The organism is Streptomyces sp. NPDC044063, from assembly GCF_056434285.1.
Window position 1 is genome coordinate 88,742 of the sequence record NZ_JBWKFM010000001.1, and the last position, 12,686, is coordinate 101,427.

General features: G+C 74.8%; 12 protein-coding genes. 5 read left to right on the top strand and 7 right to left on the bottom strand.

All coding sequences use genetic code 11. The features are described 5' to 3' along the window. Positions 1 to 51: 51 nt before the first annotated feature. A complete protein-coding gene (locus tag AC07BS_RS00385) occupies positions 52 to 1,011 on the top strand; it encodes an SDR family NAD(P)-dependent oxidoreductase (protein WP_478928997.1) in 960 nt (319 codons plus the stop codon). A 9-nt stretch (positions 1,012 to 1,020) separates the two neighbouring features. Here the strand turns inward: AC07BS_RS00385 and AC07BS_RS00390 are convergent, their stop codons facing one another. After that, positions 1,021 to 1,515 (bottom strand): hypothetical protein, encoded by a 495-nt coding sequence (locus AC07BS_RS00390; protein WP_478928999.1) that lies wholly within the window; start codon positions 1,513 to 1,515, stop codon positions 1,021 to 1,023. Positions 1,516 to 1,520: 5 nt separating this feature from the next. Then, positions 1,521 to 3,998 carry a molybdopterin oxidoreductase family protein gene (locus AC07BS_RS00395; RefSeq protein WP_478929001.1) on the bottom strand — a complete coding sequence of 826 codons (2,478 nt, stop codon included), beginning with the start codon at positions 3,996 to 3,998 and terminating at the stop codon, positions 1,521 to 1,523. Positions 3,999 to 4,172: 174 nt separating this feature from the next. Between AC07BS_RS00395 and AC07BS_RS00400 the strand changes: the two genes are divergently transcribed. Further along, complete coding sequence (locus AC07BS_RS00400; protein WP_478929003.1) at positions 4,173 to 4,946, top strand: hypothetical protein; 774 nt, start codon at positions 4,173 to 4,175, stop codon at positions 4,944 to 4,946. A 71-nt stretch (positions 4,947 to 5,017) separates the two neighbouring features. On the opposite strand, the gene AC07BS_RS00405 is transcribed toward AC07BS_RS00400, so the two are convergent. After that, a complete protein-coding gene (locus AC07BS_RS00405; protein ID WP_478930029.1) occupies positions 5,018 to 6,037 on the bottom strand; it encodes a DNA topoisomerase IB in 1,020 nt (339 codons plus the stop codon). A gap of 146 nt (positions 6,038 to 6,183) precedes the next feature. Here AC07BS_RS00405 and AC07BS_RS00410 point away from each other — a divergent pair, with 146 nt between their 5' ends. Further along, complete coding sequence (locus tag AC07BS_RS00410; protein WP_478929005.1) at positions 6,184 to 6,714, top strand: DUF1360 domain-containing protein; 531 nt, start codon at positions 6,184 to 6,186, stop codon at positions 6,712 to 6,714. 10 nt (positions 6,715 to 6,724) lie between these two features. After that, a complete protein-coding gene (locus AC07BS_RS00415) occupies positions 6,725 to 7,765 on the top strand; it encodes an iron-containing redox enzyme family protein (RefSeq protein WP_478929007.1) in 1,041 nt (346 codons plus the stop codon). 2 nt (positions 7,766 to 7,767) lie between these two features. Here AC07BS_RS00415 and AC07BS_RS00420 read toward each other — a convergent pair whose 3' ends face one another. Next, positions 7,768 to 7,989, bottom strand: a complete 222-nt coding sequence (locus AC07BS_RS00420; protein ID WP_478639109.1) for a CDGSH iron-sulfur domain-containing protein — start codon at positions 7,987 to 7,989, stop codon at positions 7,768 to 7,770. After that, complete coding sequence (locus AC07BS_RS00425; protein WP_478639108.1) at positions 7,973 to 8,626, bottom strand: HemK2/MTQ2 family protein methyltransferase; 654 nt, start codon at positions 8,624 to 8,626, stop codon at positions 7,973 to 7,975. The genes AC07BS_RS00420 and AC07BS_RS00425 overlap by 17 nt, the downstream gene beginning before the upstream one ends. Positions 8,627 to 8,946: 320 nt before the next feature. Here AC07BS_RS00425 and AC07BS_RS00430 point away from each other — a divergent pair, with 320 nt between their 5' ends. Beyond that, positions 8,947 to 10,263, top strand: a complete 1,317-nt coding sequence (locus tag AC07BS_RS00430) for an MFS transporter (protein ID WP_478930031.1) — start codon at positions 8,947 to 8,949, stop codon at positions 10,261 to 10,263. A gap of 39 nt (positions 10,264 to 10,302) precedes the next feature. Here AC07BS_RS00430 and AC07BS_RS00435 read toward each other — a convergent pair whose 3' ends face one another. Further along, positions 10,303 to 11,280 carry a glycosyltransferase family 9 protein gene (locus tag AC07BS_RS00435; protein WP_478929010.1) on the bottom strand — a complete coding sequence of 326 codons (978 nt, stop codon included), beginning with the start codon at positions 11,278 to 11,280 and terminating at the stop codon, positions 10,303 to 10,305. Further along, complete coding sequence (rfaE2, locus tag AC07BS_RS00440; RefSeq protein WP_478929012.1) at positions 11,277 to 12,686, bottom strand: D-glycero-beta-D-manno-heptose 1-phosphate adenylyltransferase; 1,410 nt, start codon at positions 12,684 to 12,686, stop codon at positions 11,277 to 11,279. The genes AC07BS_RS00435 and rfaE2 overlap by 4 nt, the downstream gene beginning before the upstream one ends.

Below are 12,686 nucleotides of genomic sequence, written 5' to 3' on the forward strand. Positions count from 1 at the left end.
AAAGCCCTGAGAAGCCGTGAGAACCGGCGAGGACCCGGTGAGGAGAAGCCCATGGCGGAAACGGGCGGGCTGACAGGCCGATCCGCGCTGATCACGGGCTCCTCGCGGGGCCTGGGACTGCTGATCGCCCGCGAGCTCGGGCGGCGCGGCTGCCGGGTGATGCTGTGCGCCCGCGACGCGGAGGAGCTCTCCAGGGCCGAGGCCATGCTGCGCGACGAAGGCACTCAGGCCCGGTCCCTGGCCTGCGACCTCGTGGACGAGGACACCCCGCGACGGCTCGTCACGGCGGTCCGCGACGCCTTCGGCGACGGCCCCGACATCCTCGTCAACAACGCCGGCGTCATCCAGGTCGGTCCGTTGCGCGCCATGGAGGAGAGCGACTTCCGGCAGGCAATGGAGACGATGTACTTCGCTCCGCTGAGGCTCGTCCTGGAGGTGCTGCCCGGCATGCGGGAGAGGGGCGGCGGCCGGATCGTGACCGTCAGCTCCCTCGGCGGCCGGGTCCCCGCCCCGCACCTGCTGCCCTACGTCGGCGCGAAGTTCGCGGTGGCCGGGCTGTCCGAGGGGCTGCGCGCCGAACTGGCCTCGGAGGGCGTCAGCGTCACGACGGTCTTCCCCGGCCTGATGCGCACGGGGTCGCACACGGCGGCGCGGTTCAGCGGCCACCCGGGGCGGGAGTACAGCTGGTTCGCCGTCGCCGCGGGGCTGCCCGTCCTGTCGATGGACGCCGAACGGGCCGCGCGGGCCATCGTGCGCGCCGCCGAACAGCGACGGCCCGAGCTGGTGCTCACTCCGGCGGCCAAGGCGGCGGTGCGGTTCCACGGGCTCGCGCCGGCGACGGTGACGCGCTGCCTGACGCTGGGGGCCCGGCTGCTGCCGGCGGCCGGCGAGGCTCCCCGGCACGACGTGGCCGGGGACGAGGCCGCCCGCTCGGTCCGCTCGCGCGTCGTCCACCGGCTCACTCGGCTCAACGACAAGGCGGCCCGCCGCTTCAACCAGCGGATTCCTTGACCTCTCGGGTCACAGGCTCGTCAGCGTCTGGGGGCTGAGCTCCTTGACGAGGGTGTTGGTCCAGCGCATCTGCCGCAACGTCTGCGGGTGGCACGTGGTGGCGAGGTCGAGGAGGTCCTGGGCGCGCAGGGCCTGGGCCGCCTGGGCGAGCATCTCCCAGTGCAGGGAGTTGCGGGTGGCGGCCAGATGGAGATCGCGCAGGTCGTGCAGGAGGAGCAGGGCGGTGGGCTCGAGGCGGTCTGCCGGGGGCTCGGCGGCTTTCGCGTGGCGGCCGCCCTGCGGGACGTCTCCGTGCTCGTCCGTCCGCTCGGGCACGTCGAGTCCGTGGCGGAGGCCGGCGTGGGCGATGCGCTGGACGTGCTCCCGCGACCAGTTGGCCAGGTCGGTCGCGCCGTAGTGCACTTCGTGGTCGGCCCGGTGCCGCTGCGCGGCATGGAGCAGGTCCGCCGCGAGGGCGGCCTCGCCCTGGTGCAGGGCGCGGAGGACAAGGGTGACGCCGTTCATGGGGATCAGTCCTCCATGGTGCTGGTGGTGTGGGCGTCCGGGCCGCCGACGGTGAGCGGCACGGGCGGCGCCGTGCCGCCCGGTCCGGGCGCGGGTGCGGACGCGGTGGTGGTCGGGGCCGGTGCCGGGACACCGCCGGCGGGTTCGACGCGGCGGATGGCGGCGGTTCCGGTCTTGAACAGGGGCTGTTTGGAGACGGGGTCCCAGTCGGTGACGGTGGTCTCGTTCGCGGCCCGGCCGGGCATGCCCGGTTCGGTCGGCGTGCTGTCGGGCGCGTCCCAGTAGCCGTAGTGGAAGGGTACGAACAGCAGACCGTCGCGCATCTCGGTCACCCGTACGCGCGCGTGCAGCGTGCCGCGGGGGCTGGTGACCTCGCTCAGGTCGCCCTCGGCGAGGCCGTGTCGTGCGGCTTCGTCCGGGGACATCTCGACCCACACATCCGGGGCGGCGGCGTTCAGTTGGGGCGCGCGGGCGGTCTTGGTGCGGGTGTGGAAGTGGTAGAGGGTGCGCCCGGTGGTCAGCCACAGCGGGAACCGGGTGGAGGGTTCCTCGTGCGGCGGGGCGTAGTGGGCGGCGCGCAGCAGCGCCTTGCCGTCGGGGTTGAGCGAGCGGTACTCGACCTCGCTGACGGCGGCCCCGGTCTCCAGGTCCTTGCCGAACGACTCGCACACCTCCGGGTGCGCCCAGGCGGGCCCGGTGGCGTAGAGGCGTTCGGTGCCCTCGGGACGGTCGGGGGTGCAGGGCCAGCAGATGCCGCCGTCCGCCTCGCGCAGCCGGGCGTGGGACAGACCGCTGTAGTCGCACGGGCGGCCGGCGCTGCACGCCTTCCACGCCTCGAACGCGCCCTTCGCGTCGGTCCACGTGATCAGCGGTCGGCCGTCCCTGTCACGGAAGTCCATGCGGCGGGCGTAGTCGAGGAAGATGTCCAGGTCGGGCCGGGCCGCGCCGGGCGGGTCGACGGCCTTCTCGGACAGGTGGACGGTGCGGTCGGCGTTGGTGAAGCAGCCGGTCTTCTCGCCCCAGGTGGCAGCGGGCAGCACGACGTCGGCGAGCCGCGCGGTCTCCGTCAGGAACAGGTCCTGCACCACGGTGAAGAGCCGTTCCTGGGCCAGGACCGCGCGCACGCGGTGCAGTTCGGGCAGGGACACGGCCGGGTTGGTGCCGCTGATCCACAGCATCTTCAGGCTGCCCCGCTCGGCGTAGCGCAGCATCTGCATGACGTGGGTGGACGGCCCCCAGTGCGCGATCCTGGAGACGTCGACGTTCCAGAGGTCGGCGAGCTGCTGGACGTGCCGCGTGTTCTCCCAGTTGCGAAAGCCGGGGAGGTCGCCGTCGGCGCCGCATTCGCGGGTGTTCTGCGCGGTGGGCTGCCCGTTCATCTGGAGCACTCCGCGACCGGGCCGGCCGAGCATGCCGCGCAGCAGGTGGACGTTGTTGACCTGCACCGCGGCGGCCGTCGCCTGGTGGGACTGGTAGAAGCCCTGCAGCACCGTCGACAGCAGCCGCCGTGCCGAGCCGAGCAGATCGGCCGCCTCCTCGATGCGTGCGGCGGGGACGTCGCAGATCCGTTCCGCCCAGGACGGGCCGCACCCGGCGACCTGGCCGGCGAGCTCGTCGAAGCCCACGGTGTGGGCGCGCACGTAGTCCTCGTCGACCATGCCGCGTCGGATGATCTCGTGGAGGAACGCGTTCATCAGCGCCAGGTTCGTCCCCGGGCGCGGCGCCAGGTGGACCGCGGCGTGGGCGGCGGGGACGGTGCGGCGGGGGTCGACGACCAGCAGCCGCGGCGGGTCGGTACCGGCGAGACGGTCCAGCACGCGCATCCACAGCACCGGCTGCGTCTCGGCGGCGTTGTGGCCGAACAGGGCGATCACATCCGCGTGGTCGACGTCCGCGTACGAGCCGGGTTGACCGTCGCAGCCGAACGACTGCTTGAGCGCCTCCGCGGCGGTGGCGGTGCACAGCCGGGTGTTGCCGTCGACGTGGTGGGTGCCGATCCCGGCACGCGCGGCCACGGCGAGGGTGTAGTACTCCTCCAGGAACAGCTGACCGGTGGTGTAGAACCCGATCGCGCCGGGCCCGTCCGATTCCAGCAGCCCCCGCGAACGGGCGACGACGCGGTCCATGGCGGTGTCCCAGTCGCACTCCACCAGCCGGTCCCCGTCGCGCACCAGCGGGGAGGTGAGCCGGTCCGGGGCGTGGTTGGCCTGCCACCCGTAGAGGTCCTTGGGCCCCAGCCGGCCCCGGTTGACCCGGTCGGCGGCTCTGCCGCGAACCCCGACGATGCGCCCGCCGGCCACCGCGATGTCCATCGCGTCCCCGTTGGAGTGGAGGATCGACGCCGAGCGCACCCACCGCTCCACCCGGGACTCCTCCATGCCCGGCGCGAGGCAGGAGTCCACGCGCGCGGGCCAGTACCCACCGGGCCCATGGGGTGTGCGCTCACCCCAGGGCTGCGCGATCCGGTCCACGACCGACACCACTCACCTCGCGCATCGCTGGACGATCCACTCGCGTTCCCGACCACGCTCGCACCCCCGGGCCGCCGGCGCACGGCGCACGCGGCAAGCGGAGCAATGCCGGGGGCCGCCACGGAGCCCTGCCGAGTCGTGGGGACGAGATAGTTTCCCCAGAGTTCGAGACCGAGGAGAGAAACGATGGAACGTCATTCGCCGTCGCAGTTCACGCCCCTGTTGCGGGTGCTCACAGGGTTGCTGGGGGCAGGGTCCTTCGGGACCGGGGTGGTCGCGGTGTTCAAGAGCCAGAACGGGACGGGGACGGGGGTGCTGCTGGCCTTCGGTGGTGTGCTGCTCGTGCTCGCTCTGCTCGGCAATCTGATAGAGAACTTCGAATTGGGCGGAGCCACGCTCAGATTACGAGCGGCCGCGGCGGACAGATTCGCGCTGGCGGCGGAGTCCGAGGAGTACGGGGACCCGGCCGGCGCACGACGGCTGCGCGTGGAGGCGCAGGCTCTGCTCGATGCCGCCGGGCCCGTGGCGGCCGACTACCGATCTGTGCGCGGATCGATGCGCCCCGGTCCGCAGCGCACCCGGGCGATGGAAGAAGTCGTCGCCCGGGCCCGTCGGCTCCCCGACACCCAGCGGTTCGAGCGGGCCGAGGTACTCCGCTGGCTGCGGGAGGGCAGCGACGAGGAGCGCGTCACCGCCCTGGCCATGATGCAGACCAGCCGTGAGCTGCGGGACTTCGACACCGCGCTCGCCGTCATCGAGCACGCGCACAGCGCCTTCGAGCAGTTCCACGCGATGCTGCTCGCTTCGCGGATGGTCGATGAGCTGGACGCGACGCAGCTGAGGAGGCTCGTCCGGGCGGTGGAGGCCCAGCGTACGTCCGGCCTTCGGCATGATTCGGATCGATGGCGTCTCGGCGAGGAGATCCTCCGGCGTGCGGGAGAGCGCTCCGAGGCCCGGTGACAGCCGGATCCGCCAGGGCCCTCGCGCCACGGCTGGGCGAAGCCCTGACCCTCTGATGGCTCACCGCGAGGTCACGCCGACAGCATGCGCAGCACGGCTCGTTCGATGGGGCCCTGTGTGGCCGGCATGCCGAAGCGGGTGTCCTGGCCGAGCCCGGGGAGGGACGGGGCCACCGTGATGCCCCCTTCGTAGAGTTCGACGACCCTCGGGTTGATGTAGGAGGTGCGGCACACGGCCGGGGTGTTGCCCAGGTAGAGGGCGACCTCCTTGACCGCGCGCACCTCGGCCCGGTGCCGTGCGGACTCGGCGGCCCGGGCCATGGGTTCGGAGACGGCCAGCGCGACGGCCGCCAGTACGGTGGCGTGCCAGGTGCGGAAGTCCTTGGCCGTGATGTCGAGCCCGGCGATCTCCTTGAGCCAGTCGTTGAGTTCCTCGCTGTCCACGTCGTACCAGCGCCGGCCCTGCCGATAGGCGAAGAGCCGGTCCTCTCGCGCCCGGTGGCGGCGCAGCGCGGTCAGGGTGCGGCAGACCTCGGAGTCGACGACGGCCTGTACACGGTGCTGCCCGCCCTTGGCCGGGTACGCGAAGGTCACTTCGTCCCGGTGGCACGTCAGGTGTTCGCTCAGCATGGTGGTGAGTCCGTAGGTGCCGCGCTCCTGGACGTACGAGTCCGAGCCGACCCTGAAGAACCCCAGGTCGAGCAGGCGGACCGCGCAGGAGAGCACGCGGTCGTGGGTCAGTCCCCGCTCCTGGAGGTGCCGCCGCGTCCGCTCGCGGACGGCGGGGAGGCCTGCGGCCATCCGCAGAACGTGGTCGTGCTTGGCCTGCTCCTGCTCCTGCTCCTGCTGGGCGCGGGACGCGGGGTGGTACAGGTACTGGCGGCGCCCGGCGGTGTCCGTGCCGACGGCCTGCAGGTGGCCGTTGGGCCAGGGGCAGATCCACACCTCTCGCCAGGCGGGCGGGATCACCGGTTGGCGGACGCGCTGGACCTCGGCGGCCGGGAGCGGTTCGCCGTACCGGTCCAGATAGGTGAAGCCCCGCCCCTGGCGTACGCGCCGGTGGCCCGGGCCGTGGGGATCACTGGTGCGCAGGCGCGTGGGATGTCACTCCGCTTCCTCCTCGTCACTCTACGCCTTCCGCGGTCCCGGTTTAGGGGAGCGGTGTCTGGTAACTCGGCACTGGATACACCGCCGCGTACGCCCCGCTTCCTACCCCTCGACCGTTGGAGGACGCGCCCATGCCGAGCTCTGATGACGCCCCCGAGCGTCTGAAGCGGACCCTGGACGAGGAGGGCGAGGCCTACACCGGTGGTGAGGACCATCCTCTGGAGGCGTACGCCGGGGCGATGGGTGTCTATGTGGCCGGGATCGCCGCCCTGGCGGCCGCCGCCCGGTTCGCCCGCCGTGAGCTGCCGGACCCGGCGCCCTGGGACGTGGTGCTGTGCGCCGGGGCGACGCACAGGCTCTCCCGGATCGTGGCGAAGGACCCGGTGACCAGCCCGCTGCGGGCGCCCTTCGCCCGGTACCGGGGTACCGAGGGTCCCGCGGAGCTGGCCGAGGACGTTCGCGGCAGCGGCGCGCGCAAGGCCGTGGGCGAGCTGCTGACCTGCCCGTTCTGCATCGGCATGTGGATCTCCACGGGCATCGCCGCCGGTATGGTCTTCGCGCCGCGCGCGACACGGCTCGCGACGGCGACACTGACCGGGCTGGCCTGCTCGGACCTGCTGCACTTCCTGCGCGCGCGGGCGCAGCGGACCGCCGAGGGCTAGGGGTTCCCCGATGTCCGACCGGTACGGAGCGACGGCGCCGCGGGCGCCGGCCGGCGCCACGCCGTGTCCGGCTCCCCGGGGCGAGCTCACCGCGGCGCTCGCCGGGACCCTCGCCCACGCCCCGGGCCGCCGCCGGCTCCCCGGCCACGAGCTCGCCGAGCGGGCGGACGCCTACGGGGACGACGCCCAGCTGGCCCTCCACCTCTGCTACGAGCTGCACTACCGGGGCTGGCGGGGCGTCGACGAGGCCTGGGAGTGGGATCCGGGGCTGCTGGGCCTGCGCCAGGTCCTGGAGCGGCGCTTCCTGGAGGCCCTGCGCGCGGACGCCCCGCGGGCGGGCGACGCCCAGGCGGCGCTGGGGGAGCTCGTCGCCGACCGGGCGGACGGCAAGGACGTCACGCGCTTCCTGCGGGACCGGGGGGAGTGGTGGCACCTGCGGGAATACGCCGCGCACCGCTCGCTCTACCAGCTCAAGGAGGCCGACCCCCACGCGTGGATGATCCCCCGGCTGACGGGCCGGGCCAAGGCCGCCCTGACCACGGTCGAATACGAGGAATTCGGCGCCGGCCGCGCCGAGCGGGTGCACGCGGAGCTCTTCGCCGGCCTGATGCGGGACCTGGACCTCGACGACGCCTACGGCCACTACACCGACGCCGTCCCGGCCGTCACGCTGGCCACCGTCAACCTGATGTCGCTGCTGGGTCTGCACCGGGCCCGCAGGGGGGCCCTGGTCGGGCATTTCGCCGTCCTGGAGTGCTCCTCCCCGCCCGGCTCCCGCCGGCTCGTCGAGGCGCTGCGGCGGCTGGGCGCCGGGGCGGCCGCCATCGCCTTCTACGCCGAGCACGTCGAGGCCGACGCCGTGCACGAGCAGCTCGTCCGCCACGAGGTCGTCGGCGACCTGCTGGCGAAGGAGCCCGCGCTGGCGCCGGACGTCGCCTTCGGGATCGGCGCCACCGTATGGCTCGAGGACCGCCTCGCCGACCACCTGCTCGGTGCGTGGAAGGGGGGCCGGACCTCGCTGCGCGCGCCCCTGGACCGACCCTCCCGTTGAACTCAGCCCTCCCCGCCGCGCTCCGAGGCCGGGCGGCGGCGGTGACTGGTGTCGCACCACGGGAAGATCTGGCTGCGCCGGCAGGTGCACAGGGCGACCACGGGCCGGTCGGAGCGGCTGACCGTGCCGTCCTCGGCGACGACCTCGACGGGCCCCTCGATCAGCACGGGCCCGCCGGGTTCCTGCCGGACCCGGGTCACCCGTGGTTCAGTCGCGTCGGGCACGGATCACCACCAGTTCCTCCGTCTCCTGCCCGGGAGCGAGCAGGCCCCGCCGGCGCAGCCACTCGGCTCGGGAGCGCGTCACCGGACCCAGGGGTACGTGGCGGCGTTCCGTGACCCGGGGCGACAGCCCGGCGGCGGCCAGCAGCGTGAGGGTGAGGTGCACCCCGCAGAGCGCGGAGTGCACCAGGAGCAGCACACCCGCCGGGCTCAGCACCTTGCCGACGTCCGCGCACAGCCGGTCCAGGACGACGCGGCCGTCCTGGCCGCCGTCCCGGGTCCGGGCGGCTCCCCGGGGCGGGCGCCGGTCCGGGGGAGCGGGCACGTAGGGCGGATTGGCCAGGACGAGGTCGAAGTGCTCGCCGGCGACGGGTGACAGCAGATCGCCGCGCACCGCACGGATGCGGTGGTGGGCCAGGAGCCCGTTGAGGCGGGCGGTGAGCACGGCCCGGGCGCAGATGTCGACCGCCGTCACTTCGGCGACCCCCCGCCGGGCGGCGGCGAGGGCGAGGGCGCCGCTGCCCGTCCCGACGTCCAGCACACGGGCCGCGTGCGGCAGGGCCTCCCGGCGCAGCGCGGCGGCCAGCAGGCGGGTGTCCTCCTGCGGCCGGTACACGCCGGGAGGGACGAGGAGTCGCATTCACCACGAGTGACCCGGACCCCTCGGTTCAAACAACGCCGCGGTGCGCACCACGCTCCATCTCGCACAACGCCGGGGGTGAGCGACCCCACAAGCCGATGCGCTTCCCCGGGCGGGGAAGCGCTTGTGACCATGTCAGGGACGCCGGAGCCCGCCCCGCCCGTACGGGGCCGTGCCCGGCGTTCTCCCGGCTACCGCCCCAGGGTCCGCCCGCGGGGCTCCCGCCGTCCGGACAGGGACGCGATCGTGGCCGGCCCGCCGCCCCCGACCCCCGGACCGGATCCTTGCGCCTCGCCTTCCGCCGGCCTGCCGGCACCGCCCTGCCCGGAACCGCCACCGCGCGGCCCGTACGCGCCCTCCTCTCCCGCCGCCCGGCGACCGCGAACCGCTCGCCCTGGCGCTGCCTGCGCAGCCGCAGCATGCGCTGGTGGTCGGCCGCGAACCTGGTGTCGAACCTGGGCACGTGGATGCAGCTGACCGTGCAGAACCTGCTCGTCCTGCAGCTCACCGGTTCGGCCGCCGCGACCGGCCTGTCGCTGTCGGTGCAGGCCGCGCCCGGCCTGCTGTTCGGGCTGCTCGGCGGCGCCGTCGTCGACCGCTGGCCGCGGAAGGTGACCGCCGCCGTGAGCCAGGCCCTGCTGGCGGCCGTCGCCTTCACCACCGCCGCGATGGTGGCCTTCGGCACCCTCTCCGTCCCCCTGCTGATGGCCCTGTCGGCCGTCACCGGTCTCATCGCCACCGTGGACGGGCCCGCGACGTCGCTCCTGGGCAACGACCTGGTCCCGGAGGAGGACGTGCCCTCGGCGATCGCGCTCGGGTCGGTCGTGCACAGCGTCGGCCGGCTGGCGGGCACCGCCCTGGCGGCCGTGGGCATCGCCGCGATCGGCACCGCCGGTGCCTACGCGGTCAACGGCCTGTCGTTCCTCTTCGTGACGGCCGTCATCCCCTTCCTGCGGCTGCACCCGGCCGCCGCGGCGGCCGCGGCCGCGCCCCGGGAGCGGGACATGGACACCCGCGGTGGCCTGGCCTTCTTCCTGAGCCGGAAGACCCTGGTCGCACTGGCCGTGATCGGCGCGGTGAGCGCCGTGCTGGGCCGTAACTACCAGCTCACCCTGGCCACGCTCGTCACCGGTCCGCTGCACGGCGGCGCGGGCGCGTACGGCCTGGTCTCGGCCCTGCTGGCCGTCGGCGGCATCGTCGGCGCCGTGGTGGCCGGGCGGCTGCGCCGGCCCACGGTCCGGCTCGTCGCGCTGCTGGCGGCGGCCGGCGCCGTGCTGCAGATCGTGGCCGGGCTCAGCCCGGTCCTCGGGGTGCTGCTGCTGATGGTCGTGCCCATGGCCGTCGCCGAGTCCGTGGTGGACACCGCGACGGCCACCGTGCTCCAGACCGACCCTCCGGCGCGCATGCGCGGCCGGGTCCTGGGCGTGTGGCGCAGCGTCTCCACCGGCTGGAGCCTGGCCGGGCCGCCGATGCTGGGCCTGCTGGTGCAGGGGACCGGTGAACGCGGTGCCCTGGTGATCGGCGGTGTCGTGATCGTCGCCGTCATCGGCGCCGGCGCCCTCGCCCGGCGCCGCGCCCCGGCCCGGGCCGTCGAGGTCCCCCGGATCGCCGAGCCCGCCTTCCAGACGGCCGCCTGAGCCCCGCGGCGGCTCCGGCCGTGGCGGCGGCGCCGCCGGTCACGACAGTGGTGGGCGGCAGCCCGTCTTCGACACCCGCCCCGACGCCGCGGCGGTGACCTCCCGTACGGCGGCGAGCACCTCCTCGGCTCCGATGCGCAGCAGCAGCGGGTCCGGCACGGTTCCGTGCGGATCGCCCGGAGGGCCCGGGTGCCACAGTGCCGCGTGTTCCGGCGAGGGGGGCGGACCCCACAGGGCCGGCGGCACGGGGCCGAAGAGGGTGACGCTGGGCGTGCCGTGGGCGACCGCGAGGTGGGCGATTCCGGTGTCCCCGCTGATCACAGTGGACGCTTCGGCGACCAGCGCCGACAGGGCTCCGAAGGACAGACCGCCCGGGAACGGCTCGGTCCCCGGCACCGCGACGGCAGCCACCAGCCGCTCCTCGCCGGGGCCGCCGGTGACCGTGACCCGGTGGCCCCGGCGCAGCAGCCCGCGCGCGACCGCGGCGTAGCGCTCGGCCGGCCAGCGCCGGGCGGCGGAGGCGGCGCCGGGGTGCACCAGGACCGTACCGGGGGCGGGCGAGGCGGCGGCCGGCCGCGGCAGGGCCAGGTCGTACGCGTCCGCGGCGATGCCGTAGGCGCGCAGCAACCGGCACCAGCGCTCGCGTTCGTGCTCGTGGGGGAACCAGAGGGGACCGTCCACCTCGGGCGTCCCGGGGTGGGCGAAGGCCAGCAGCCTGCCGGGGCCCAGTCGCTGGAGCAGCCGGTGGCTGGGCGGGCCGTTGCCGTGGAGGTCCACGGCGATGTCGGGCGGTGGGCCGTGCCAGGGCAGCGAGGCCGGCACGGCGCGGCCGGGGGCGGCTGCCGGCAGGAGGGTGTCGACGGCACCGGTGGCCGCCGCGGCCTCGCCCAGTTCCGGTGGGGCGGCGAGGACCAGCTCGTGCCCCGGATGGGCGCGGCGCAGCGCCCGCAGTGCCGGTACACCGGCGAGCAGGTCGCCGAGGCCCAGCGCTCGCAGGACCAGGATCCGGTGGTTCACGACGGCCCGCGCGCGGCGGCGCGTGTGGCGAGCAGGGTGCTGGAGCGTCCGTCGACGTAGGGCAGCAGGACGGCCTGCCCGCCCCATGAGGCCAGTTGGGCGGCTTCCGGCATCTGTTCCACCGAGTAGTCGCCGCCCTTGACCCAGACGTGCGGCCGGAGCCGGGCGACGAGTTGTTCGGGGGTGTCCTCGTCGAAGGCCACGACCGCGTCCACGCATTGCAGGGCGCGCAGGACCCGGATGCGGTCCGGCAGGGGGTTGATGGGCCGCGTGGGGCCCTTGCGGCGTCGTACGGAGTCGTCCGAGTTGAGGCAGACGATCAGGCAGTCGCCGATGCTCCGGGCCTGCTGGAGCAGGCTGACATGGCCGGCGTGCAACAGGTCGAAGCAGCCTCCCGCCGCCACGACCGTGCCCCCGGCGGCGCGGACCCGGCGGGCCAGCCGGATGCCGTCGTCGGGTTCGCCGTCGCCGGGCTCGTCGCCCTCCTCGACGGGCTCGTGCGGGGCGGCGTCCCGGACGGCGGCGCGGGCGCCGCCCTCGGCGACGTACCGGGTGGCGGCCGCCACCGCGCCCTGCACGGCTTCCGCCGGCAGCGCGCCGTCGCCGAGCAGTCCGGCGGCCGTCGCCGCGAAGCAGTCCCCGGCTCCGCAGGCGTCGCCCTCGTAGCGGGCGGCCGTCGGTACGAGCAGGGGGCTGTCGCCGTTGGAGAGCAGCGCGCCTCCCGCGCCCAGCGTGACCGCCACTCCGGCGGCCCGCCAGCGCACGACGAGTTCCCGCGCCATGCGGGCCGTCGTGCCCAGGTCCGTCCCGGCCCCGGCCTCGTGGCCCAGGAACCGGCGGGCCTCCGCACCGGTGGGGGTCACCAGCCGTGCCCCGGGGACGGGTGGTCCGCCGCGGGGGTGGGGGTCCCACACCAGGGTGGCGCGCCGGGCGCGGGAGGCGAGGTCCTCGCGCAAGGCGTCGGCCGTGCCGCGGGCGTAGTCGGCGACGAGCAGTGCGCCCGCCCGCGACACCGCCCGGCGTGCCGCGTCGGTGACCCCGGCGGCCCGGCCGGTGCCGCGGTCGATCCGCACGACGGGCCGCCCGCCGGCCATGACCCGGGTCTTCTCGGGCAGGTCGCCGTCGAGGGGCAGTGCCACCAGGGTGACGACGGGCTCCAGGAGCGCGCGCACGCGCCGGCTCGCCGGGTCGGTGCCGAGCGCGGTGACGAGGGTGACGGCACGTCCGGCGCGGGCGGCGAGGTACGCGGCCAGGGCCGCTCCGCCCGGCCGGACGTGTTCGGCGCAGTCGTCGAGGACCGGCACGGGGGCGTCCGGCGCGAGACGCCCGGCGGTGCCCACGAGGTCATGGTCGAGGAGGGCGTCCCCGACGACCACCAACGGAGTCGTACCGCCTGTGCTGTCCAT